This is a genomic window from Dryocola boscaweniae (assembly GCF_025215095.1).
Classification (GTDB): domain Bacteria; phylum Pseudomonadota; class Gammaproteobacteria; order Enterobacterales; family Enterobacteriaceae; genus Dryocola; species Dryocola boscaweniae.
In genome coordinates this window covers 125,382-149,600 of the sequence record NZ_JALHAP010000078.1, presented here as the reverse complement: position 1 = coordinate 149,600, position 24,219 = coordinate 125,382, and the positions used below count along the sequence as shown (strand labels likewise).

General features: G+C 52.6%; 23 protein-coding genes and 1 tRNA gene. 10 read left to right on the top strand and 14 right to left on the bottom strand.

Translation table 11 applies throughout. The annotated features are described in order from the left end of the window. Positions 1-3 precede the first annotated feature (3 nt). The 3 genes from MUA00_RS11785 to yejF are packed head-to-tail and all read left to right on the top strand — an operon-like array spanning position 4 to position 3,714. Positions 4-1,101: a microcin C ABC transporter permease YejB gene (locus MUA00_RS11785; protein ID WP_271123231.1), complete on the top strand. Its 1,098-nt coding sequence runs from the start codon at positions 4-6 to the stop codon at positions 1,099-1,101. Beyond that, a complete protein-coding gene (locus tag MUA00_RS11780; RefSeq protein ID WP_271123230.1) occupies positions 1,098-2,123 on the top strand; it encodes a microcin C ABC transporter permease in 1,026 nt (341 codons plus the stop codon). Before MUA00_RS11785 ends, MUA00_RS11780 begins: the two co-directional genes overlap by 4 nt. A gap of 1 nt (position 2,124) precedes the next feature. After that, complete coding sequence (gene yejF / locus MUA00_RS11775) at positions 2,125-3,714, top strand: microcin C ABC transporter ATP-binding protein YejF (RefSeq protein ID WP_271123229.1); 1,590 nt, start codon at positions 2,125-2,127, stop codon at positions 3,712-3,714. 12 nt (positions 3,715-3,726) lie between these two features. On the opposite strand, the gene MUA00_RS11770 is transcribed toward yejF, so the two are convergent. From MUA00_RS11770 to rsuA, 3 genes are all read right to left on the bottom strand, one after another. Beyond that, a complete protein-coding gene (locus MUA00_RS11770) occupies positions 3,727-4,071 on the bottom strand; it encodes a YejG family protein (protein ID WP_271123228.1) in 345 nt (114 codons plus the stop codon). A gap of 340 nt (positions 4,072-4,411) precedes the next feature. After that, entirely contained in the window at positions 4,412-5,608 is a 1,197-nt protein-coding gene (locus MUA00_RS11765; protein ID WP_271123227.1) for a Bcr/CflA family multidrug efflux MFS transporter, read from the bottom strand. Positions 5,609-5,623: 15 nt separating this feature from the next. Then, the gene (gene rsuA, locus MUA00_RS11760) at positions 5,624-6,331 is read right to left on the bottom strand and encodes a 16S rRNA pseudouridine(516) synthase RsuA (RefSeq protein WP_271123226.1); all 708 of its coding nucleotides are present in this window, start codon (positions 6,329-6,331) and stop codon (positions 5,624-5,626) included. 316 nt (positions 6,332-6,647) lie between these two features. On the opposite strand from rsuA, the gene MUA00_RS11755 reads away from it, so the two are divergent. Beyond that, positions 6,648-8,408, top strand: coding sequence for a DEAD/DEAH box helicase (locus MUA00_RS11755; RefSeq protein ID WP_271123225.1), 1,761 nt, complete (start codon positions 6,648-6,650; stop codon positions 8,406-8,408). Positions 8,409-8,546: 138 nt separating this feature from the next. Further along, positions 8,547-8,831: a 50S ribosomal protein L25 gene (rplY, locus tag MUA00_RS11750; protein WP_139880295.1), complete on the top strand. Its 285-nt coding sequence runs from the start codon at positions 8,547-8,549 to the stop codon at positions 8,829-8,831. A 140-nt stretch (positions 8,832-8,971) separates the two neighbouring features. On the opposite strand, the gene yejK is transcribed toward rplY, so the two are convergent. Continuing rightward, positions 8,972-9,979, bottom strand: coding sequence for a nucleoid-associated protein YejK (gene yejK / locus MUA00_RS11745; protein WP_271123224.1), 1,008 nt, complete (start codon positions 9,977-9,979; stop codon positions 8,972-8,974). Positions 9,980-10,115: 136 nt separating this feature from the next. Here yejK and MUA00_RS11740 point away from each other — a divergent pair, with 136 nt between their 5' ends. From MUA00_RS11740 to MUA00_RS11730, 3 genes are all read left to right on the top strand, one after another. Further along, positions 10,116-10,343, top strand: coding sequence for a YejL family protein (locus MUA00_RS11740; RefSeq protein ID WP_271123223.1), 228 nt, complete (start codon positions 10,116-10,118; stop codon positions 10,341-10,343). Between the two features lie 19 nt (positions 10,344-10,362). After that, on the top strand, positions 10,363-12,126 hold the full coding sequence (gene yejM, locus MUA00_RS11735) for an LPS biosynthesis-modulating metalloenzyme YejM (protein WP_271123222.1): 1,764 nt from the start codon (positions 10,363-10,365) through the stop codon (positions 12,124-12,126). A gap of 77 nt (positions 12,127-12,203) precedes the next feature. Next, positions 12,204-12,280: transfer RNA gene (locus MUA00_RS11730), tRNA-Pro, on the top strand. Positions 12,281-12,864: 584 nt separating this feature from the next. Here the strand turns inward: MUA00_RS11730 and MUA00_RS11725 are convergent. After that, positions 12,865-13,629, bottom strand: coding sequence for a major capsid protein (locus MUA00_RS11725; RefSeq protein ID WP_408639708.1), 765 nt, complete (start codon positions 13,627-13,629; stop codon positions 12,865-12,867). 198 nt (positions 13,630-13,827) lie between these two features. On the opposite strand from MUA00_RS11725, the gene MUA00_RS11720 reads away from it, so the two are divergent. Both MUA00_RS11720 and MUA00_RS11715 read left to right on the top strand, forming a co-directional pair. Next, positions 13,828-14,049, top strand: a complete 222-nt coding sequence (locus tag MUA00_RS11720) for a tyrosine-type recombinase/integrase (RefSeq protein ID WP_271123221.1) — start codon at positions 13,828-13,830, stop codon at positions 14,047-14,049. Positions 14,050-14,094: 45 nt separating this feature from the next. Further along, positions 14,095-14,286: a hypothetical protein gene (locus MUA00_RS11715; RefSeq protein WP_271123220.1), complete on the top strand. Its 192-nt coding sequence runs from the start codon at positions 14,095-14,097 to the stop codon at positions 14,284-14,286. 23 nt (positions 14,287-14,309) lie between these two features. On the opposite strand, the gene MUA00_RS11710 is transcribed toward MUA00_RS11715, so the two are convergent. The 9 genes from MUA00_RS11710 to MUA00_RS11670 form a co-directional block, all read right to left on the bottom strand. Continuing rightward, complete coding sequence (locus MUA00_RS11710; protein WP_271123219.1) at positions 14,310-14,801, bottom strand: Hcp family type VI secretion system effector; 492 nt, start codon at positions 14,799-14,801, stop codon at positions 14,310-14,312. 242 nt (positions 14,802-15,043) lie between these two features. After that, a complete protein-coding gene (locus MUA00_RS11705) occupies positions 15,044-15,565 on the bottom strand; it encodes a DUF2778 domain-containing protein (protein WP_271123371.1) in 522 nt (173 codons plus the stop codon). A gap of 133 nt (positions 15,566-15,698) precedes the next feature. Beyond that, positions 15,699-16,694 (bottom strand): tyrosine-type recombinase/integrase, encoded by a 996-nt coding sequence (locus MUA00_RS11700; protein WP_271123218.1) that lies wholly within the window; start codon positions 16,692-16,694, stop codon positions 15,699-15,701. Between the two features lie 177 nt (positions 16,695-16,871). Then, positions 16,872-18,299, bottom strand: a complete 1,428-nt coding sequence (gene mgtE, locus MUA00_RS11695; RefSeq protein ID WP_271123217.1) for a magnesium transporter — start codon at positions 18,297-18,299, stop codon at positions 16,872-16,874. Between the two features lie 94 nt (positions 18,300-18,393). Continuing rightward, positions 18,394-20,040 carry a multidrug ABC transporter permease/ATP-binding protein gene (locus MUA00_RS11690; protein ID WP_271123216.1) on the bottom strand — a complete coding sequence of 549 codons (1,647 nt, stop codon included), beginning with the start codon at positions 20,038-20,040 and terminating at the stop codon, positions 18,394-18,396. Positions 20,041-20,114: 74 nt separating this feature from the next. Then, positions 20,115-20,765 carry a DNA oxidative demethylase AlkB gene (alkB, locus tag MUA00_RS11685; protein WP_408639705.1) on the bottom strand — a complete coding sequence of 217 codons (651 nt, stop codon included), beginning with the start codon at positions 20,763-20,765 and terminating at the stop codon, positions 20,115-20,117. Continuing rightward, a complete protein-coding gene (gene ada / locus MUA00_RS11680) occupies positions 20,765-21,835 on the bottom strand; it encodes a bifunctional DNA-binding transcriptional regulator/O6-methylguanine-DNA methyltransferase Ada (protein ID WP_271123215.1) in 1,071 nt (356 codons plus the stop codon). Before ada ends, alkB begins: the two co-directional genes overlap by 1 nt. Before the next feature lie 80 nt (positions 21,836-21,915). Beyond that, positions 21,916-22,956, bottom strand: coding sequence for an FAD:protein FMN transferase ApbE (apbE, locus tag MUA00_RS11675; RefSeq protein WP_271123214.1), 1,041 nt, complete (start codon positions 22,954-22,956; stop codon positions 21,916-21,918). Positions 22,957-23,087: 131 nt separating this feature from the next. After that, the gene (locus tag MUA00_RS11670) at positions 23,088-24,191 is read right to left on the bottom strand and encodes a porin OmpC (protein ID WP_271123213.1); all 1,104 of its coding nucleotides are present in this window, start codon (positions 24,189-24,191) and stop codon (positions 23,088-23,090) included. Positions 24,192-24,219 lie beyond the last annotated feature (28 nt).

Genomic DNA, 24,219 nt, shown 5'->3' with positions numbered 1-24,219 from the left:
ACCGTGGGAAGCTATCTGCTCAGGCGCTTATTGCTGATCGTTCCGACCTTGTGGGCGATTATCACCATCAACTTTTTTATCGTGCAAATCGCGCCCGGCGGCCCGGTGGATCAGGCTATTGCCAACATTCAGTTTGGGCACGGCTCCGGAATACCCGGCGTCAGCGCCGAAACTATGGGCAGCGGCCACGCCCGAGTCGGCGTGGGCAACGGCACGGATAACCAGTATCGCGGTTCGCGTGGGCTGGACCCGGAAGTGATCGCTGAAATCACGCACCGTTACGGTTTCGATAAACCTATTCACGAGCGCTATTTCAAAATGCTGTGGGATTATGTGCGTTTTGATTTTGGCGACAGCCTGTTTCGCAGCGCGTCCGTGCTGCACCTGATCAAAGAAAGCCTGCCGGTGTCGATTTCGCTTGGCCTGTGGAGCACGCTGATTATTTATCTGGTCTCGATTCCGCTGGGGATCCGCAAAGCGGTCAGCAACGGCAGCGGCTTTGATATCTGGAGCAGCACGTTCATTATTATCGGCTACGCCATCCCGGCATTTTTGTTCGCGATCTTATTGATTGTGCTGTTTGCAGGGGGCAGCTATCTGGACTGGTTCCCGCTGCGTGGGCTGGTTTCCACCAACTTTGACTCGCTACCCTGGTATGGAAAAGTGACCGATTATCTTTGGCATATCACGCTGCCGGTACTCGCTACGGTCGTTGGCGGGTTCGCCACGCTAACGATGCTGACTAAAAACTCCTTCCTGGATGAAATTCGCAAACAGTACGTGGTAACGGCCCGCGCCAAGGGGCTTGATGAAAAGAAAATTCTTTACCGCCACGTGTTCCGCAACGCTATGTTGCTGGTTATTGCCGGCTTCCCGGCCACGTTTATCAGCATGTTTTTTACCGGTTCGGTGCTGATAGAGGTCATCTTCTCGCTCAACGGCCTTGGCCTGCTGGGCTACGATTCAACCCTGTCACGTGATTACCCGGTTATGTTCGGCACGCTTTATATTTTCACTTTAATTGGTCTGCTGCTGAATATTCTCAGCGATATTACCTATACCTTTGTCGATCCACGTATCGACTTTGAGGGGCGCGGATGAGCCGTTTGAGCCCGATGAATCAAGCCCGCTGGGCACGCTTTCGCCAGAACCGGCGCGGTTACTGGTCCCTGTGGATCTTTGCCGTTTTATTTGCCCTGAGCATGGGCTCGGAATTGATCGCCAACGATCGTCCGTTGGTTGTGCACTATCAGGATCGTTTTTACTTTCCGGCGCTCGTTAATTACAGCGAAAGCGATTTCGGCGGCCCGCTGGCTACGGCTGCGGATTATCAGGATCCGTGGCTTGCCGATCATTTAAGCCGCGATGGCTGGACGCTATGGGCGCCGATTCGCTTTGGGGATAACGCTATCAACTATGCGACCAAAGTTCCCTTTCCCTCGCCGCCGAGCAGCCAGAACTGGCTGGGGACGGATGCCAACGGCGGCGACGTGCTGGCGCGCTTACTTTACGGCACGCGTATCTCGATTCTTTTTGGCCTGATGCTGACGCTGTTTTCAAGCGTTATCGGCATCCTGGCTGGCGCCGCACAGGGATATTACGGCGGCAAGACCGATCTGTGGGGACAACGCTTTATTGAAGTGTGGTCCGGCATGCCAACGCTTTTCCTGATCATCCTGCTTTCAAGCGTGGTACAGCCTAATTTCTGGTGGCTGCTGGGAATAACGGTGCTGTTTGGCTGGATGAGCCTGGTGAGCGTGGTGCGAGCGGAGTTTTTACGCACGCGTAATTTCGATTACATCCGTGCAGCCCAGGCCATGGGCGTTGGCGACTGGTCGATAATGACCCGCCACATGCTGCCAAACGCCATGGTCGCTACGCTGACGTTTTTACCCTTCATTCTTTGCGGGTCGATAACGACATTAACTTCTCTGGATTTCCTGGGCTTCGGCTTACCGCTTGGCTCCCCTTCCCTGGGCGAACTGCTGCTGCAGGGCAAAAACAATTTGCAGGCACCCTGGCTGGGCATTACCGCCTTTGTCTACCTGGCTATTGTGCTGACGTTATTAATCTTTATTGGCGAAGCGGTGCGTGACGCCTTTGATCCTTCTAAGGCGCGCTGATATGACGACCCCCCTGCTTTCCATTAATAATCTCTCCATCGCGTTTCGTCAGGGCGAGATCGCCCATCAGGTGGTGAACGACTTCTCGTTGCAGATTGAAGCAGGGGAAACGCTGGCGCTGGTTGGCGAGTCCGGTTCAGGCAAAAGCGTAACCGCGCTTTCGGTGCTGCGTCTGCTGCCTTCGCCGCCGGTTGTTTATCCAGCCGGGGAGATTTACTTCAAAGGCCAGGAGCTGCTGCGCGCGCCGGAGCGCATGCTACGCGGCATTCGCGGCAATAAAATCGCCATGATTTTCCAGGAACCGATGGTGTCGCTAAATCCGCTGCACAACATCGAAAAACAGCTTTATGAAGTGCTGTCTCTGCACCGCGGTATGCGCCGTGACGCCGCGCGCGCCGAAATGCTCACCTGTCTGGATCGCGTTGGCATTCGTAATGCGGCAGCGCGTCTCACAGATTTTCCCCATCAGCTTTCCGGCGGGGAACGCCAGCGCGTAATGATAGCCATGGCGTTGCTGACCCGCCCTGAACTGCTGATTGCCGATGAGCCAACAACGGCGCTCGATGTCACCGTGCAGGCGCAAATTCTGCAACTGTTAAAAGAGCTAAAGCAGGAGCTGAATATGGGTCTGCTGTTTATCACCCATAATCTCGGGATTGTGCGGCAGCTTGCAGATAACATCGCGGTGATGCACAACGGTAAATGCGTCGAGCAAAACAAGGCATTCACGCTGCTGAACACGCCGCAGCATCCTTATACGCAAAAACTTTTGGCCGCAGAACCAGGCGGCAGCCCCTGGCCGCTGGATGAAAGCCTGCCGCCGCTGTTAAAAGTAGAAGCGCTGGAGGTGGCCTTTCCTGTTCGCCGCGGCCTGCTTAAAAAAACGGTCGGCTATCATTACGGCATTAAAGGATTACATTTCTCGCTGCGGCCTGGGGAGTGCGTTGGGCTGGTTGGCGAATCCGGTTCCGGAAAAAGCACTACCGGCATGGCCCTGCTGCGCTTGATACAGTCCAGCGGCAGCATCTGGTTCGACGGGCATCCGCTGCACGAGTTAAACCGCAAAAAGCTTCTTCCGCTGCGCCATCGTATTCAGGTTGTGTTTCAGGATCCCAACTCGGCTCTTAATCCACGGCTGGACGTTTTACAGATCGTTGAAGAGGGTTTACGGGTGCATCATCCGGAACTGAGCGCCGCTGAACGAGAAAAACGCGTCATCGTGGCGTTAAATGAGGTCGGGCTTGATCCCGAAACCCGTCATCGTTATCCGGCGGAGTTTTCTGGGGGGCAACGTCAGCGTATTGCTATCGCGCGCGCGCTTATCTTACAACCGCAGCTCATCATTCTGGATGAACCAACCTCGTCGTTAGACAGATCCGTACAGGCGCAAATTCTGGCGCTGCTGAAGTCGCTACAGGAAAAGCATCGGCTGGCGTACATTTTCATCAGCCACGATTTAAAAATCGTGAAGTCGCTGTGTCACCAGATAATCGTGTTACGACAGGGGGAAGTTGTCGAGCAGGGTGAATGTCAGAAAGTCTTCGCGGCGCCGCAGACAGAGTACACTCGCCAGCTTCTGGCGCTGGCCTGAGACTCACAGCAATCAGAACGGATTGGTACTTGAGAATGACTCAGCGATCGCCACGCCAAAATTCTTCAGGCGGCAGGTTGCGGCCGGTTCGTCCTGACGATTCACAAACAGGCACGGCTCGCCTTCGCATTCCACCACCGAGCAATCTACTTCAATATCGCTAAGCGCCTGGCTGAGCTTATGCATGATTGGCCACGCTTTCTCGCCATCTTCACTGAGTAGTTTCAGGCCGATAAGGCAGTTTTCAGCGTTCTGCGCGTGTTGCGGAATCGGTTCAACCTTCAAACCTGCAAAACCCGCCGACCAGCGGTAGCTTTGCGGTAAGCGATGAACGATGGAAAGTTGTAACGTATTCAAAATCGAGTCCCCGAAGAAATTCATACAAAAGTATTACATAAAAGAGTTTACACAAAGGTTAACACAATGTTGATAAATTGCGCGTAAACACCCTGTAAACCGCTTACATCCGCTGTAGTAATTAATTTATTTTTTCATGGTTAACGCTTTTTTGTGCGCTGGCGCACGCGTTTCGGCGCTATATGTAACGCTTTCTGCGATCTAACTCAACCTTTTTAACTACAAAGCTGTGACTTTTTGTTTTTGTGACGTTTACATTTAAGAAACAAATTGTAGGGGCTGGGGCGGGAATTTCGTTGATTTGAATTAACAAACGGGCACCTAACGTACCCGTTTCGGATTAAGCTGTGGTCTTGCGGGGACGACTTGCGTAGAAATAAAAGAGTATTGAGCAGGTCGCGCACACGGCGATGGACCAGATCATCGGCCAGGCCGTGTTAAAAGTTGCGATAGAAAGCAAAGCTCCGGTCAGGGCGCCGATACCAAAACGGAAAGTGCCCGCAAGGGATGACGCCGTACCTGCCATATGCGGAAATTCGTCAAGAATGACGGCCATGCCGTTGGACGACACCATCGAAACACAGCCCACGAAGGCCGCGACCCCAAGCACCAGCGCCCAGAAGCCAAAATCAAACTGCGTGCTGACAACCAGCCAGATAGCCATCGCAAACTGCACATACAGACCGAAGCGGAACATATTCAACGCCCCAACCCGACGCACAAAGCGGCTGTTGATAATCGTCATAATGAACAAAAATACGATATTGATCGCGAAGTAATAGCCGAAATGCTGCGGCGCGACATGGTTGAGCTCGATGTAAACAAAAGGCCCCGCGCTCAGGAACGAGAACATTCCCGCAAAGCTGAAGCCGCTCGCCAGCATATAGCTAAGCACGCGTTTATGGCGGAATAAGGTAGCAAAGTTGCCGATTGTGGTACGTAGATGGAATTTCTGACGACGCTCCACCGGGAGCGTTTCATGGATCAGAAAGAAGATCATCGCTGATGCCAGCAGCGCGGCCAGAGCGAGGATCCAGAAAATCGCATGCCAGCTAAACCATACCAGCACCGCCCCTCCCACCATTGGCGCAACCAGCGGCGCGATGGTGGTTATCAGCATGACAAACGACATCATGCGCGAGAACTCTTCCTTCGGGTAGATATCGCGCATTAAAGCGTTAATCACCACGCTTGCAGCCGCAGCGGACAAGCCGTGCAGGAATCGCATCCAGATCAAATGATCTATCGTCTGAGACAAGGCGCAGGCGATGGCTGCAACGGCAAAGACCAGCGTACCGCCAAGCACCACGGGTTTGCGTCCGATGCTGTCCGCCATCGGGCCATAGAATAGCTGGCCGATAGCAAAGCCAAGAATATAAGTGCTCAACGTCATCTGAGCGCTGCCGGCAGGCACGCCGAATTCGGAGGCGATTACCGGCAAAGCCGGCAGGTACATATCAATCGATAACGGCATCAACATGGCCAACAGGCCAAGAATCACAACAATCCCGATAGACGAGTTCTGCTTGGTACTCAACGGTAACTCCTGAAGTTAGCTCTTTGGCATGCCAACGCTGGCAATTTCCTGTTCAGTTAACGGGCGGTATTCACCCGGCTCCAGATCCTGGTCCAGTTCGATTTCACCGATACGCTCGCGATGCAGGCCGATAACGCGGTTGCCCACGGCGGCGAACATGCGTTTGACCTGGTGGTAACGTCCTTCGCTGATGGTCAGACGAACTTCCGTCGGGGTGATGACCTCAAGCGTGGCTGGTTTAGTGAGATCTTTTTCATTATGCAACTGTACGCCGTGAGCAAACTGTTCGGCAGTATCATCGGCAACCGGCGATTCCAGCGTTACCAGGTAAGTTTTCTCACAGTGGTGGCGCGGCGAAGTGATGCGGTGAGACCATTGGCCGTCGTCCGTCATCAGTACCAGCCCGGTAGTGTCAATATCCAGACGTCCTGCGGCGTGCAGCTTGTGCGCCACAGGTACGTCCAGGAAATAGAGCACGGTTGGGTGATCCGGGTCTTCGGTTGAACACACATAGCCCTGAGGTTTGTTGAGCATAAAATAGCGCGGGCCATTTTGCTGACTCAGAGGGTTGCCGTCGAATTCAACCTGGTGGTCCGGATTGAGCTTGAAGGAGGCGTCACGCACCACTTCTCCGTCGATGGTGATACGTTGAGCACGAATTTCACGGCCAGCAATAGCGCGGCTCACGCCAAGTTGCTGAGAGATAAATTTATCGAGTCGCATTAAAATATTGCCTGTTTCTAAGAGGTGCCAGCATAAGGCTAGCCGGGCATTCGCCCATTTTCTAAGGGAAAAATCGTTTGCCTGTTAATTAGTTTGCCAGTATAGCGGGATAGAAAACTCTCTCAAGCTAAAACCCCGATTCATGCCATAATCGACGCTTTCGTATCACTTATGACGAGTTTGATACCCTTTAGATTTCGAGTTACAGGTAGGCGGCAAGGGAGCTTATCCCCAGGAGCTTACTTGAGTAAGTGACTGGGGTAAGTGAGTGCAGCCAACACCCCTGTAGCTTGAAAGATGAAGGGTAGGAGTACCGATGTCCTTTACCCTGCGCCCTTATCAACAAGAAGCGGTGGACGCCACCCTCGCCCATTTCCGCAAGCAGCTTGAACCCGCGGTGATTGTGCTGCCGACCGGCGCCGGAAAAAGCCTGGTGATTGCCGAGCTGGCGCGCATAGCCCGCGGGCGTGTGCTGGTGCTCGCTCACGTTAAAGAGCTGGTTGCTCAGAACCATGCAAAATATTGCGCGCTGGGGCTTGAGGCCGATATTTTTGCCGCCGGACTGCAACGTAAAGAGAGCCATGGCAAGGTCGTCTTCGGCAGCGTTCAGTCGGTCGCCCGTAATCTTGAGCAGTTTCACGGCGAGTTTTCGCTGCTGATTGTCGATGAATGTCACCGCATCGGCGAAGCGGATGACAGCCAGTATCAGCAAATCCTCACTCACCTGCGCTCCGCGAACCCCAGGTTACGCCTGTTGGGACTTACCGCCACACCCTATCGACTCGGCAAAGGCTGGATTTATCATTATCACTATCACGGCATGGTGCGCGGCGATGAAAAAGCGCTGTTCCGCGATTGCATTTATGAGCTACCGCTGCGCTATATGATTAAGCACGGTTATCTTACCCCGCCGGAACGGCTGGATATGCCGGTTGTGCAATATGATTTCAGCCGTTTGCAGGCCCAGTCTAACGGGCTGTTTAGCGAAGCCGACCTTAACCGCGAACTGAAACAGCAAAAGCGCATCACACCGCACATCATCAGTCAGATAGTGGAGTTCGCAGCCGAACGACGCGGCGTGATGATTTTTGCCGCAACCGTAGAGCACGCAAAAGAAGTGACCGCCCTTTTACCTGCGGACGATGCCGCGTTGATTACGGCGGATACGCCAGGCCCGGCTCGTGACACCTTAATTGATGCCTTTAAAAATCAACAGTTCCGTTTCCTTGTTAATGTTTCGGTGCTTACGACGGGCTTTGACGCGCCGCATGTGGATTTAATTGCCATTCTGCGCCCGACAGAATCAGTAAGCCTTTACCAACAAATCGTTGGCCGCGGGCTGCGTCTCTCGCCCGGTAAGACCGATTGCTTAATTCTTGATTACGCAGGCAACCCGCACGATCTTTTCACGCCGGAAGTGGGCAACGCAAAAGGCAAAAGCGACAATGTTCCGGTGCAGGTTTTCTGTCCGTCTTGCGGGTTCGCCAATACGTTCTGGGGAAAAACCACCGCCGATGGCACTCTCATCGAACACTTCGGTCGCCGCTGTCAGGGCTGGTTTGAAGACGATGATGGGCATCGGGAACAGTGTGATTATCGCTTCCGCTTCAAAAATTGCCCGCAGTGCAACGCCGAGAACGATATTGCCGCCCGCCGCTGCTGCCAGTGCGCGAGTGTGCTGGTCGATCCGGATGATATGCTGAAGGCGGCGTTGAAGCTTAAAGACGCGCTTGTGCTGCGTTGCAGCGGCATGACGTTACAGCAAGGCTGCGATGCCAAAGGCGACTGGCTGAAAATCACCTATTACGACGAAGACGGCGCCGATGTGAGTGAGCGCTTCCGCCTGCACACGCCAGCCCAGCGAATGGCTTTTGAACAGTCGTTTATCCGTCCGCATAGCCGAGCGCCCGGCGTGCCCCTGCGCTGGATAACCGCCGCGGACGTTGTCGCGCAACAGCCTCTGCTCCGCCATCCGGATTTCGTGGTGGCGCGCAAAAACGGTCAGTTCTGGAACGTACGCGAGAAAGTGTTCGATTATGAAGGCCGCTTCCGCAGGGCAAATGAATTACGCGGCTGACTAACAATAAATGAGTCATTATCGTTGCCGCAAGCCTGGTATATGGCTATAATGCCGCCCGCTTTTGCATCCGCAAAGCAGAAATCTTTCCTGTTGCTGGGTCGCCTGTAACAGGAGTATTTAAGAGAGAAACAGTTAATGTTTACTATCAATGTAGAAAAACGCAAAGAGCAGGGCAAGGGTGCGAGCCGCCGCCTGCGTGCAGCTAACAAATTCCCGGCAATCATCTATGGTGGTTCCGAAGCTGCAATCTCTATCGAACTGGACCATGACTCCGTAATGAACCTGCAAGCAAAGCCTGGTTTCTACGAAGAAGTTCTGACTCTGGTTGTTGACGGTACAGAAGTAAAAGTGAAGGTTCAGGCTGTTCAGCGTCACCCGTTCAAGCCAAAACTGTCTCACATCGACTTCGTTCGCGCTTAATCGCGAATCAAGCTCGAAAAAAACCCGCTTCGGCGGGTTTTTTGTTTTCTGTCTGGCGAGAAATGTCGGATGGGGAACGTCGGATGGCGCTACGCTTACCCGACCTACGAGGTCAGGTTAACGCCCTACCGCATACCCTGTTACTTGCCCGAAGTACGGCGCTGTAGCTGGTCGCGCAGGTTCGGCGGAGTGCCTTTAATTGTCAGGGTGTCCGTTGCCGGATCCCAGAAGATACGTTCGCCCAGCAGCATGGCATCGAAGTTAATCGTCAGGCCGCCGCCGCTGCCGGCGTATTTGGTTAGCTGACGCAGCGTGCTGCGGTCCGCCGGGAAGCTCTCTTCAAGCTCGTAACCTTTCTCAGCGGTAAACTGCTGGAAATTCTTATCATCAACGGCCCATGGCAGTTCGTCGGCTAATGAAGAAAGTTCGATCTCTTCTCCGGCCTGCAACTGCTCATTGCAGTAGGCGTAGACCTGCTGGCGCGCATTCTGACGTTCGTTTTTATCCAACTGCGCTTCGCCTACGAAATCATCCAGCGCCTGTAACAAACTCTTGTTTTGCACTTTGGCGTTCAGACCTTCGCTGGCGCCAAGGAAATCCATGAAGAAATCAGAAACCTTGCGCCCCACTCGTCCTCTGAGGAATGTCAGATAGCGGGTCGACTCCGGATTGGTTTCCCATTCTGTCAGGTCAATACGCGCTACGATATCCGCATGATTGATATCCAGATGGTGAGTCGAGCTGATATCCAGCTCTTCGTTGACGCGCATGCTGCTCAGGTTGTTCAGCACCGCTACCATCAGGTACTCAACGGCCAGATAGCGATAGTGGCAGAAAAGCACAATGCCGCCGTCGGCGAAGGGATATTTCCCCAGCTCATCACGAAGACGACCGGTTGCCGCACGGCTGAAGGCGAGGAAATCCTCATCGCCTTTGCGCTGTGAACGCAGCGCCTGCGCTAATTCACTCTCTTCACTGAACAACCCGTATGCTTTATTTTTTGCGCTATAAACACGGTGAAGCTCAGCCATCATCTCTTCTACGGCGCCGTTAGTTGCCAGCAGGGAATCGCGCAGCACCACTTCAAGCGTGTCTTCGCCGCGCTTGATAAGCTGATGCAGGGCAATCTGGTTGATATCCAGACTCATGATAAACTCTCCTTTTAGACCGGGCGGTATTCAACCACTGCCGGGAGCCTTGTGCAATAGAAGATAAAAAAGCAGAAAAAAAGGTCTTCCTACGGTAAGATAACGCCCTTTCCTGAACCTGACTGATTGTTAATTTATGCCACAAACATCCCGCTATAGTGACGAACAAGTAGAAGAACTGTTGACCGAACTGGCAAGCGTGCTGGAAAAACGCCAGACGCCGACCGATCTTTCCCTGATGGTGCTGGGAAATATGGTGACTAACCTGATCAATACCAGCGTGGCTTCGGCTCAACGCCACTCGCTGGCTCGCTCCTTCGCGCAGGCGCTGCAAGCCTCCGTGAGCGAAGATCAAGCTCATTAAGGGATTGTAGCTACGAGTTATGGTGACTAACCGTCAGCGCTACCGCGAAAAAGTTTCCCAGATGGTCAGTTGGGGACATTGGTTCGCCCTGTTTAATATCCTGCTGGCCACGCTGCTGGGTAGCCGCTATCTGTTTGTCGCCGACTGGCCGACAACGCTCACCGGACGCATCTATTCGTACCTGAGCGTAATCGGTCATTTCAGCTTTTTGGTGTTTGCCGCCTACCTGCTGATTCTTTTCCCGCTTACCTTTGTCGTGATGTCCCAGCGCCTGATGCGCTTTTTGTCGGCGGCCTTCGCCACGGCGGGCATGACGCTGCTGCTTATCGACAGCGAAGTCTTTACCCGTTTCCACCTCCATCTCAACCCTATCGTCTGGGAACTGGTGATTAACCCGGACCAGAGCGAAATGGCGCGCGACTGGCAGCTCATGTTTATCAGCGTGCCGGTCATCCTGCTTATTGAGATGTTATTTGCCACCTGGAGCTGGCAGAAACTGCGCAGCCTCGGACGGCGCAGGCACTTTGCTAAACCCGTCGTCGCGCTGTTTTTCGTGGCCTTTTTCAGCAGCCATATTATGTATATCTGGGCGGATGCGAATTTCTATCGCCCAATAACTATGCAGCGCGCCAACCTGCCGTTGTCCTATCCGATGACGGCGCGTCGATTCCTTGAAAAACACGGCCTGCTGGATGCGAAGGAGTACCAGCGCCGCCTCGTTGAGCAGGGTAATCCGGAAGCGGTGTCGGTACAGTATCCGCTAAGCAATCTGCAATTTAGCGATATGGGCACAGGCCATAACGTTCTGCTGATCACAGTAGACGGTCTGAACGCCTCCCGCTTTGCTAAAGACCTCCCTGCTCTCAATGAGTTTGCGCAGAATAATATTAATTTCACGCAGCACATGAGCGCGGGCAATGGCACCGATAACGGCATCTTCGGGCTGTTTTATGGGATTTCTCCGGCTTACATGGACGGCGTCCTCTCCGCTCGTATTCCGGCAGCGTTGATTACCGCGTTGAACCAGCAGGGTTACCAGTTGGGCCTGTTTGCTTCCGACGGTTTTAACTCATCCATGTATCGCCAGGCCCTGCTTTCAGACTTCTCTTTGCCGTCGGCTAAAAGCCAGTCGGATAGCCAGACCGCCTCGCAATGGGTGAACTGGCTAACGCAATACGCGTCCGAAGATAACCGCTGGTTCTCCTGGATTGCCTTTAACGGCACCACGGTTAATGGCGACAGCAACAAACAAGACTTCACGCGTCGCTACGCTCGCGCCGCGCGCAACGTTGACGATCGGATTCAGGAAGTGCTGAACGCTCTGAAAGCCTCCGGCAAGCTGGATAATACCGTTGTTATCGTTACCGCAGGTCACGGCGTTCCGCTGGGCGATGAACGGGATTCGTTCGCCTGGTCACGTTCGCGCATCCAGGTGCCATTGGTTATCCACTGGCCGGGCACGCCTGCGCAAACCATCAGTAAACTGACCGATCATCAGGACGTGATGACCACCCTGATGCAGCGCCTGCTGCATGTTAAAACCGCGGCGAATGAGTATTCGCAGGGTGAAGATCTGTTTGCCGCTACGCGCCGTAACAACTGGGTTGTGGGGGCGGATAACAACAGCCTGGCAATCACCATGCCGCATATGACGCTGGTGCTTGATAATAACGGCAACTATCGCATCTACGATCTACAGGGCGAACGCGTGGAAGAAACAAAACCACAGCTCGGCTTGCTGCTGCAGGTATTGACCGACGAGAAGCGATTTATCGCCAACTGATTGTTTATTTATAAATCACTTAGCGCGCGGCAGCCTTGCAAAGGCCGATAAAAAAGGTAATATTTTTACCCAGTTGTCGGCACGTAGCGCAGCCTGGTAGCGCACCGTCATGGGGTGTCGGGGGTCGGAGGTTCAAATCCTCTCGTGCCGACCAAAATAATAGCCAAACTAAACAGCGGGTTATGAAAATAATCTCGCTTTTTAGTTTAGGCATTTTTGCATTCGTTCACAACTGCTCGTTCACAGTGGTGTGAATGCAAAGTTGACACGCTCTGACGGTGCTAAAAAACCTACTGCGCTACTTACCCCACAACTCCCTTTTCAATGCCGAACGCAAACCCCTTCGTTATACGACAGACACAAAAAAACCGGGTTGCCCCGGCTTTACATATTTTGCTTTCGTTTTCGCTTCTCGTTGAGGTAGAACCGGATCGCGGCCTCCCAGCCGTGATTATTGGCCTTATCTAGCAAACTGCTACGTGAACAGTTGAGCCTACGGGCCAACGCTGAAAGATTCAAAATCCCGTCATCCTTCGCACCATCAAGAATGAATGTCAGTAAGGGAAGGTTGCCCTTCCCGATTAGCTGTAGTTTCATATTTATATCTCCTCTACTTTGCCGCGCCCTGCTGGGCTTTTCTTTACGGTGGGGACAAATAGCCCCCAAATGTACCCGCCAGCGGGTTAACGGTAATTACCGTTAATCGCCCTGCGATACTAATTCCGTTAGTCGAATTGCTTACGCTGCGTCATTCGTCAACTTGGTTACGAAGTCTGGACGGTACACCACAGGCAAGATTGAGCTTTCCGCGAAAATCTCCACATTTTTCAACTTGTCTTGTGTTGAATAGATGCGGAAATCAACCGGTTCAGCAAATGCCAGTTCCAGATTACGGCTGGTTGCCGTAGCTACATAACCAAATGGTAATGCGATATCTGAGGACAGCGGTTTGCTGAAGCGCGGCACTAAAAATGACTCATCCGGGCCAATGCCGTAGAGATTCTGGTCTGTAACTTCCACCACTCGAATATTTTCGATAATGAAGGTCGAGAAGGCCGGGAGCACTTCTTTGTTAAACAGCACGTCACGATCAAGGACACCATACTGAATATTCTGACGAATATCCGGATGGTACTTGATGCCGCGATAGACATTGCTACCTGCAAACAGGATAAAGCCATCAAGCTGACCAGCCAGACCACCCATACGAACTTTAGCAGCGGTAACGGCGTCATCCAGACTACGAAGCGGATCGGCAGTAATACCTGTGGCGATAGTTCCGACCTCCTGCTGATAACCAAACTCCTCCTGCCAGTCGATGACAGGTTGCTGGGTATAAGTCGCCTCGACGGTATTACGGAAGAGAGCGTCGGCGAAAATCCGCTCACGGGTGCGCATGTATTTATCATGCATAGCCAGGGCAAAAGACGTCACGGCGTCCATGATAGTGGCTTGCAGGTCAGAGCCGGGTTTTCGATATGGCTGGACATCAGCGGCGGTAATACGGTCCTGATATGCGGACTTTAATCACATCGAAGGGAACGTGTTAAACCTGAAGGAACAGAAGACGAGGAAGACTCGCTCTATCTTGCTGACACCGAAAGCCCTGGAACTGGTGGCACAGCGACGTGCTGATAATCCGGGCCATGTGTACCTTTTCGAAGTCGAGAGTAACCGTGCCAAGGCAAACCGATCAGCCGGGTGACGGTCTCAGCCAAATTCAAAGAAGCCGGGGAAAGACTGAATCTACGCATTGCGGCGCACAGTCCACGCAAGAATCTTGGTTATCACGCTCTGAAACGTGGGGTAAGTCTGCCAACGCTCACGAAGCTGTATGGACACAGCTCACAGGCGGTCACGCTGGCGTACTGTGGGATAATGGAAAAGGACGTCGAAGACGTATTCCAGACTATCGACTACTAACAAAACACTAGTACACAACTAACAGACAACTAAAGGGAGATAACAATGAAGAAACTTTTACTTTGTGTGATGGCCTTGCTGCCCCTGTCGGCTCATGCAGGGAAGATTACGCTTCAACTGACCGAGACAGCCAACGGAAAAACGCTCTGCCGTTACGAGAATTCCATATATAGCTTCACAATCACCCAGAATGGCAAACATTGTGCCAGCGTGAAGACGTTCGACAACGAAAAGTAAAGGGGCATTACGCCCCTCTGGTGTTATGCGGTTGGGCGCTCGTTCCATGCGTCTGTAAACTGAATATTCCCATCGTGAATCTTCCAGGTGATTTTCTCATATTGCAAGCTGACACTTTCAACGTGGTTCATTTTGTCGTTGGCGGCAAGTTTGCAGTTAGGAACACCACAATTAACACCTGTGATTTTCACGTTATCCATAAGCACAGAGTAATAGGCGACCTCTTGCCCTGCGTCGTTGATATGATAGAACTTAATTTCAGCACTCTTGAGCGTCTGGCCCGTTGCGGCTGCTTTGTAAAGGTAAGGAGTAGAACTATCCACCTCTTTTTCAATCATCATTGATGAATGCTGACGTGTGCCAGTGATCTTGCCGTTGGCATTATCTACAGGAAGGTTAATACCGTGGCTCAGTCCAATAATCTCAATACTGCCGTCACGATCTTGAACATCTACAGACCCTTTAATATCTGCGCCGCCATCGTCTTTAAGCCACATATACGGGGGGATTGGCATTTTACTTGCTCCTTATTTTTTGAATTAACTTCATTGTTATAATGTAAAAAGGGATGATAATTAATAGTATTATAAACCAGTCTATGTAGGAATAAGCATCATACATAGATTCTGCATTTTCATTTTCGTTAATAAATATCGCTAATTTTCTTGCAAAATCGTAATTAATGTATGATTCAGGCATCGGTAATATATGGCCTGTAAAAACTAATAAGATAATGAAGTAAATAAATTTACTTATTCTACGGGCAAGTGTTGTTATAGCCACCGGCTACCACCTCCATCCAACCCCGCGCCATTAGTGATCGCCTACAGGGAACCTGAATAAGTGACGTATTCATAAGCGCATTTCGGATCATTGCAAAATCAGAATCATGGGCGATTGTTATACAACCTTTTGAAACAGTACCAGGGTGCAATCGGAAGTTACCGCGTTTAACACCTTCTATCCAAGCGTAATCGTCGATTCCCCAATCCTCACGCCATAATGCAAACCAATCAGATTTACCAAATGCATGTCGCCCAATAAGTCTATTGGCCGCATCGTGAATTTCTTCCTTCTTCTGAGAGAACCAATTGCCTTCCTTACGATCAACAATCCAGTATTTACCGGGTGGTGTGGGGCCTTCGTTTGCAATAGCACCACAATTTGCATTATTCCGGTAAGCTCCCAGCCCTGAATGCGCCATAAACACACCGACGCCGTACAGGTTGAAAGGTGCATAATCTGCCCCGTTCAGTAGCAACTTTCCTTGTAGAGCCATAGAAACCCTTTTGTTTACATAGGTATTGATTGACAATCGTACTCCTACGCAATCGGATACGGGAAAGATTTCTTCCGGGAAGTTTCTGATTTTCAAATGAAAGAAACAGCCCCCATGATAAGGGGGCATCTTGCTATCCCATAAGATCAGCAATGCGGCTTGCTTTCAGGTGAGTATATCGCCCAAGCATCGCCAATGTTTTGTGACCACTTACAACTGCAAGTTGAAACGGAGTAAACCCCATATCAGCGTACCTGGTGATCACGGTGTGCCTGATGGAATGGAAACAAACATCTGTTACCCCGGCAAGCCTTGCCGCCCTTCTGAATGCTTGCGTCACTGCATACGGCGTAAGCGTAAAAAGAGGTTGATCCTTATCTCTGCCGTCACATAATGTTTGCAAGAGTTCAAGTGCGGCAGTTGAAAGCGGAACATCACGCGCCTCGCCATTTTTCGTCATATCGTATTGAAGGGAAATTGTCTTCTTCCTGAAATCAATCATGTTCGGCTTGATAGCTAAGATTTCATTACGGCGCATAGCGGTTTCCCAAGCAATCATGATGATCGGCTTTGCTTTTTCGCTGGCTCGGTCAAGTATCATTTCATACTCGTTAGGTTCAATGATCTTGTCTCTCGGCTTGCCAGGCTCAGGCAGTTTGACACCTGCAACCACATCCACGCACTCGATCCCCTTTTCGCTGGCACACCAGCGCAGAAAGCGGGAAAGTAATTGCAGTTCAAGCCGTACAGTTGAACCTGAAACCTCTTTTACTCGTTTGTTTCTATACTCAATGATGTGATCGCGTTTGAATCCTTCCAGAAGCAGATCCGGGAAATGACGCTCAAGGACAACAAGACGGAAGAAAGTTGCTTCATAGCCACCCCGGCGTTTTCCGTTCCTCTCCATCACATCACTCATATAATCCAAAGCAAACCTGTGAATAGTGTTGCGTCTTGGCCTCCCCTTTTTTGGGGTTGGAGAGTGTGCGCTTGGATGGCCCTGCTCTTGTGCTTTCGCCCAGATTGCAGCTTTTTCTTTCGTGGGATGGGTTGATGAAATCGGTTTACGCCCAGCGATCCTTACTTGGGCGTTCCACTTACCGGAAGGGAGTTTTCTGATAGCAGCCATTCACTTTTACCTCGTTTGTGAATGCTGTAGAGTCACGGCTTACCATAACTTTTTCTTTATAAATCAAAGTTATGGGGTGTCGGGGGTCGGAGGTTCAAATCCTCTCGAGCCGACCAAAAACACCTTAGAAAGCAGCCTGTTATGGCTGCTTTTTTTATGTCTGAATGCTGAAACGGCTCAGAGCAGGAAAATGGTGGCCAGTCCCAGAAAGATAAAGAATCCGCCGGTGTCGGTTAACGCCGTGATCATTACGCTTGAACCCACCGCCGGATCTTTGCCCAACCGCGTCATGATCATCGGGATCAGCACGCCCATTAACGCTGCAACCAGCAGGTTGAGCACCATCGCAAGCGTCATGACGCCGCCAAGCGCCGGATCGTCGTACAACAGCCAGGTTACCGCGCCCATCACCCCGCCCCACACGATACCGTTGATCAAAGCCACGCCCAGTTCACGCAGCACTAAAAACGAGTAGTTTCCGGCCTGGATATGCTGTAGCGCCAGCGCGCGAACGATCATGGTAATAGTTTGATTGCCGGTATTACCGCCAATGCCCGCAACAATCGGCATTAAAGAAGCCAGGGCTACCAACTGTGAAATAGTATGTTCGAACATGCCAATGACACGCGAGGCAACAAAAGCGGTACACAGATTGATGGCAAGCCATGCCCAACGCGCTCTCACCGCCTTCGTTACCGGAGCGAAAACGTCTTCTTCCGCGCTCAGGCCCCCCATGCGACGCAGATCGTTATCCGTTTCTTCGTACACGACGTCAACGATCTCATCAACGGTGAGGCGGCCCATCAGCTTTCCGCTGCTGTCGATGACGGCGGCGCTGACCAGGTTATCCCTTTCAAACGTCCTCGCTGCGATTTCGTCGTCATCTTCCGGCGCAAAACAGGTCGGGTTATCGTCCATAACTTTCAGGACCGGGGTTTCGGGCGGATGGAGCAGAATAGTGGTCAGCCCCAGCTCTCCCAGCAGGGTTTTATTCCGGGTGGTGACAAAGAGTTTGTCGGTGTTTTGCGGGACTTTGCCGCGAAGACGCAGAAAGCGTTGTACGACAGCAAGGGTAACGTCCGCACGAACGGTGATCACCTCAAAGTCCATAATGGCGCCGACGCTGTGCTTATCGTAATGCAGCACCTTACGAACCTGAGCGCGCTCCTCCTGTGGGAGCGTGGCCAGCAGTCGGCCCATCAAATCACGCGGTAAATATTGTGCGAGGTAAATCTGGTCGTCTATATCGAGCGGGCGCAGCGCTTTAAGCAAATCCTTGTCGCTCATATCTTCGATAAGGTCGTCCCAGACGGTTTCCGCAGCCTCGATCAATACGTGCCCGCGCTTATCCTCTTTCACCAGGCTCCACAGCGCATGACGTTCTTCCGTGGGCAGCGCTTCCAGTACGTCCGCAAGATCCGGAGCCGGCAGCCTTTCAACCAGCGTGACGATTTCCGCAATATCCTGCTCTGGCGTGCGCACGTCAGGCGCAGGCAAACGCCCAAGTATGCCGCTGGCAACGGCTTTATTGGTGAGCAGAATTTGCAGGATTCGTGCGCGGTCCTGGGCACGCTGCTTAGTGTTGTATTTCAAAGTGGCTGGCATCTGGCGTTTTTCCCTGATAACGACGAGCTTATTTATAGCCTGAAGCCGTCCGGAAAACAAAAAACCAGCCTTAAACGGCTGGTTTAGTTGTTTATTAGCTGCCCGTTCTCGCCACGGCATCACGCGATGCGCTTTCGCGTTCATGGCCCGTCAGCTCGGCCAGTTGTCCCTGACGCATTTCGAGCAGCCTGTCAGCATGAATAAAGTAGTGGTCATCATGGCTGATGGCGAAAATCGTTTTGCCCATCTGCTGCATCAGCGGCAGCAACTCCTGGTAGAACTCACGGCGGAAATGAGGATCCTGATCCGCGGCCCATTCATCCAGCAGGATAATTTCTCTTTCTTCCGCAAGGGCAAGCAGCAGCGCCACGCGTTTACGCTGCCCTTTGGAGAGCTTCAGGTTCAGAATGGTACCGTTGTCCAGCTCCAGTTTTTCGCTCATTTTCAGCCTTTCAAGCCAGGCCGCTACCAGTTCCGGGTCAGCCTGCTCGCCCTGCCGGCCCAGCAGACGATCGAACAGCCAGACGTCGGTGAAGACCGCAGAGAACAGCTTGCGATAATCATCCAGATTGCCGGCGTCAATTTGCTTGCCGTCCAGATAAATTGCCCCGGAAATCGGGTGATACAGGCCGGTGAGCAGCATTGCCATGGTGGATTTACCGCTGCCATTGCCGCCAATCAGGAATATCAGTTCGCCACGTTCAATTTTCAGGTTTAACGGCCCAACGGCGAAAGCGTTATCGCCATATTTGAAGACCACATCGCGCATCTCAAGGGTTTGCCATTTGCCCGCTTCTTTAGAGCGCGGAAAGGCAGCCTCGAAGGGCGCCAGCTCGAACTTTCTCAGCTTGTTGAAAGCAACCTGGGCGCTGAGCAGCGTTGGCAAAGCCCCAACGGCGGAAAGCAAAGGCGTGCGCAGGAAAAGCAGCGTCAGGGAATAGGTTGCCGCAACGTTGGTATCAGACCAGCCAAGGCTGTTTGCCATCCAGAATACCAGGCCAATTACGCCGAGCATCATAATGTTCGACCAGTTCACCGCGCTCAGGTGGAAAGTATCAGCGCGGATAATGTGGCGGCGATAATCGTTAGCATGAGGAATATAGGTATCTTCATATACGCGCTCTGCACGTTCGCGGTTAAGCGCCAGCTCTTTGCGCCCTTCAATAACCGTCTGGTAATCGTTATACAATTGATCTTCTATTTCGCGTAGCTGCGCCATATGTTTGTAAACACGGGCCACCAGCAAATAACCGCCCAGAATAGTTATCGCCACCCAGATTGCGGTTACGCCAAGCATTTTAGGGGAAAGCCATGCGAGATAAGCCGCAGAGCCAAAGGTCAGGATAATTCCCTGCACCAGCTCCGGCAGGCGAACAAACGCGATGGTAATGTTACGCACATCGCTGGTTAGCCCTGCAAGCAACGCAGCGCTGCCAAGCTGTTCAACCCGTTCGACGTGGGTATCCAGTAAGCGTTTGATGAATTCGCTGCGCAGGCGGAACACGAAATGGTGGCCAAGCGTGGTGAGCGCAAGCTGCGAGCCGAGCGTAACAGCCATCAGCAGAAGAAGCAGGCCAAGGAATTCAGGCAGCACTTTTAGAGAGATATCCGGCGTTTCAATTAACCGCTGATTGATAAAGGCGATAAGGCCAATGCCCAGTGCCGCACTGACGAGGCTTAAAGCCATCACCATTAAAAAAGGCCAGCGATACTGCCGGTAAACTACTCGTAAAAGTTCCATCGCTCATTACCCGCTAACAAAAACAGCGAGCAGTTTAAACGGCAATCCTTTAACAGCAAGAATAATTCTTATTTTTATTCGCCTTTTCCCGTACTGCGAAAGGTAAGGTTATAGCGCGCTTCGCCGGTTGCGGGATGATGCCCTGGCTTCAACGGCAAAATGCCGTGATAGAACAGACGAGATGCCCCGCCCCACACCACAACATCGCCATGTTCCAGCATAATTCGCACCAATGGATCGTTACGCTTCAGGCCGCCAAACTGGAAAACAGCCGGTAATCCGAGCGAAACGGAGACTATCGGCTGCTGCAGATCAGGCTCATCTTTGTCCTGATGAAGAGAGAGCTTCGCGCCCGCGACGTAGCGGTTGATAAGACACGCATCCGGGCAAAAATCGTGATAACCCGCCGCGGCTGAAGCAGCATCGGATAAGTTTCGAAAAGCCTGCGGCATCGCGGGCCAGCGCTGGCCCGTCAGCGGATCGTCCGGCGAGTAAAGATAGCCGTGCTGCCTGCTCGTCCAGCCTCGTTCACCGCAGTTGGTCATCGCCACCGACATGGTGTAGCCGCCCGGCGTAACCATCTGACGAAACGGCGAGAGCAACGCCACTTTCCCGATCTGCTTAATTAGCTCGTCGGCGTCGGCGCGGGCAAAGCGCCGCAGGATAACTGCGCCTTCTGCCAGCGGTTCTTGCCAGGGTTTTTCATCAGCAAAGAGATCGAGCATTATTCTTTCCTCTGTCCTGCCTCAATATTCAGCAGTTGCTGTTTACGTTCTACGCCCCAGCGGTAGCCTGAAAGCGTGCCGTCATTACGTACAACCCGATGGCATGGGATAACGACCGCAAGCCGGTTGGCCGCACAGGCTCCGGCCACTGCCCTCACCGCCCCAGGCTTGCCGATACGTTCGGCTATTTTCTGATAGCTGACGGTCTCCCCCGGCGGGATTGCCCTCAGCGCCTGCCAGACCTGCTGCTGAAAAGCGGTGCCCTGAATATCAAGCGGCAAGTCAAAATGCCCGGAGGGACGTTCCAGAAAACTGACAACCTGCGCCACACGCCCGGCAAATCCATCATCGTCAGATATTAATTTAGCCTTCGGGAACAGTGTCTCCAGTTCGGCAATTAACGCTTCCGCCGTGTTCCCCAGCAGAATGGCACAAATTCCGCGTTCACTTTGGGCAACCAGAAACTCACCAAGCTGACAGGCGCCGACCACAAATCTGATCGCAACCCGTTCGCCGCCCTGACGATACTGACGCGCAGTCATGCCAAGCGCAGCATCTGCCTGATGATAAAACTGGCTGCCCGACTGATAACCGGCATCATACGCGGCGCGGGTAACCGATTCGCCTTGCGCCAGTTGGTCGCGCAATTTTTGCGTCCGCAACGCTTTCTGCCATGCATTGGGCGTCAGGCCGATCACGCTTTTAAACAGGCGATGAAAATGAAACGGGCTCATTGCGACACGAGCGGCAAGAGCTTCAAGCGTGAGAGGATCGGGACTTGACTCAATGATGCGGCAAGCCTGGATAATACGCTCAGCGCGCTGTTGTTCGGGGGCAAGCTTATCCGGCTGGCAGCGTTTGCAGGGACGGAATCCCGCCTCTTTAGCGCCGTGCGGATCGGCAAAGAAAAGAACGTTTTTACGCAGCGGATGCCGTGCGGTGCAGGAAGGGCGACAAAAAATGCCCGTGGTCTTCACGGCGAATACAAACTCCCCGTCTGCACGGCTATCCCGGGTTTCTACGGCCAGCCAGCGGCTGTCGTCAGCGGTAATGTCATTGGTCTTTTTCATGACTGGCTCCTGGTCTTGTGTCATAGAATCACTTTGACAGCATCGCCGTTTCAGGAAACCCACATTCTTGCTTTCTAATTTTACTCGCTCAGGAGGAAAGTTTTAAACTGCGGCGACATCCAGGTGGTAAATCCCTCGCCTTCTTTGGTAATGAGGTACACCGCCAGCCCTTCTTTCTGAGCAACCTGTTTTGCTTTTTCCGTGCCGAGAACCATCAAGCCGGTATCCCAGCCGTCTGCTTCCATCGCCGTGGGGGCAATTACCGTTGCAGAAACCAGCTTATGCTGGACAGGCGCGCCCGTTGTGGGGTCGATGACGTGAGAAAGCCGCTTGCCTTCAAGCTCGTAATAATTGCGATAGCTGCCGGAGGTGCTGATGCCGTGGCCGTTTAAATCGACAATAGCCTGCACCGCATTTTCCCGGTCGGTCGGTTTCTGAATGGCCACGCGCCAGGCTTTATCTTCCGCGTTTGTTCCGCGCGTGACGACAGCGCCGCCCACAGAAACCAGATACCGGCTGACGCCGTTTTGCTCCATGAGTCTTGCCAGATGATCCGCAGCATAACCTTCGCCAATAGTAGAAAGATCGACATACAGCCCGGGAAGATCTTTTTGTAGCCATTGTTGCCCGGCTTTATTAATGACGGTCAGATGCTGCAAGCCCGTCAGCGCTTTTGCCGCCTCGATTTGCGCCTGATTCGGGATTTTAACCGGCTGTTTGTCCGGGCCGAATCCCCAGAGATTAACCAGCGGGCCAACGGTAATATCCATAGCGCCATCGGTTTTGGCGCCGATACGTAAGGATGTTGTAACTATATCACTCATCGCTTCTGCTACCGGATACGGTTCGGTGCTGCGGGACTGGTTAAAGCGCGACAGCGCAGAATCTGATTTATAGGTTGAGAGCAGGCGATCGTCGCCATCAAGCTGCGCCTGGATTTTAGCGCGTAATTCGTCCTGTCGGGCCTTGTCCACACCGGCAAGGCTTACTCGCCAGAAGGTGCCCATGGTTTTGCCTTCCAGCACCAGCCCTGTCTCATTTTTCACCGCCTTATTGTCACAGCCAGCAAGCAACAGCAGCGCCACGGCAAACAGGCCACGGCGTAAAAGATGTCGTTCCATTGGTTTCTTTCTCCAGTTCTGAGGCGCAAGAGTATATCAAAAGGCAAAAGAGATGAGGAAAAGCGAGGCGTTGTTGAGATAACAGATAGAAAAAAGGCGCCTGTCGGCGCCTTTTGCAACGAATGTCGGAATTAGAACTGGTAAACCAGACCAACACCAACGATGTCGTCGGTACCGATGCCTGCGGCACGGGTGAAGTCGTTCTCGTCAACCAGGTTGATTTTGTAATCAACATAGGTGGACATGTTTTTGTTGAAGTAGTAAGTCGCGCCAACATCAACGTATTTCAGCAGATCCTGGTCGCCGTAACCTTCGATGTCTTTACCTTTGGACTGCAGGTAAGCCACGGATGGACGCAGACCGAAATCGAACTGGTACTGTGCAACGACTTCGAAGTTCTGTGCTTTGTCAGCAAAGCCGTAAGCAGCAGAAGAAGAATCACCGCCAAAACGAGTGGCGTTATAGGACTGAGTGTACTGCGCAGCCAGGTATACGTTGTTGGCGTCATATTTCAGACCACCGGTGTACGCTTCAGCACGGTCACCGTCGCCCAGGGCAGCAGTGTTGTTCTGATCCCAGGTGCGTTTGGAAGAAGCCATCGCACCACCTACGCTGAAGCCTTCGCCCAGATCGTAAGTCAGAGACAGACCGTAGCCGTCGCCATTTTGTTGCAGAACGCTACGGCCACCAAAGTCTTCACCGCTGGTGCTGCCGTTTTTGCCCTGGTACTGAGCAGCAAAGTTCAGGCCATCAACCAGACCGAAGAAGTCGGTGTTGCGGTAAGTTGCAACGCCGTTTGCACGGCTGAACAGGAAGTTGTCAGCGCCGTAAGTGTCGCCGCCGAACTCAGGCAGAACGTCGGTCCATGCTGCGACGTCGTAAATTACGCCGTAGTTACGACCGTAGTCGAAGGAACCAGCATCACCAACACGCAGACCAGCGAACGCCACACGAGTCCATGCGTTGTTTTCGCTTTCAGAGGTGTTACCGTTGATCTGGTATTCCCACTGGCCGTAGCCGGTGATTTGGTCATTTACCTGAGTTTCACCTTTGAAGCCCAGACGCATGTAGGTCTGATCGCCATCGGCGCTCTTGTCGTCAGAGAAGTAGTGCAGACCATCAACTTTGCCGTACAGATCTAATTTATTGCCGTCTTTGTTATAAATTTCGGCCGCATGCGCGGTGCCTGCTACCAGCAGAGCTGGGACCAGGAGGGACAGTACTTTAACTTTCATGTTATTAACCCTCTGTTATATGCCTTTT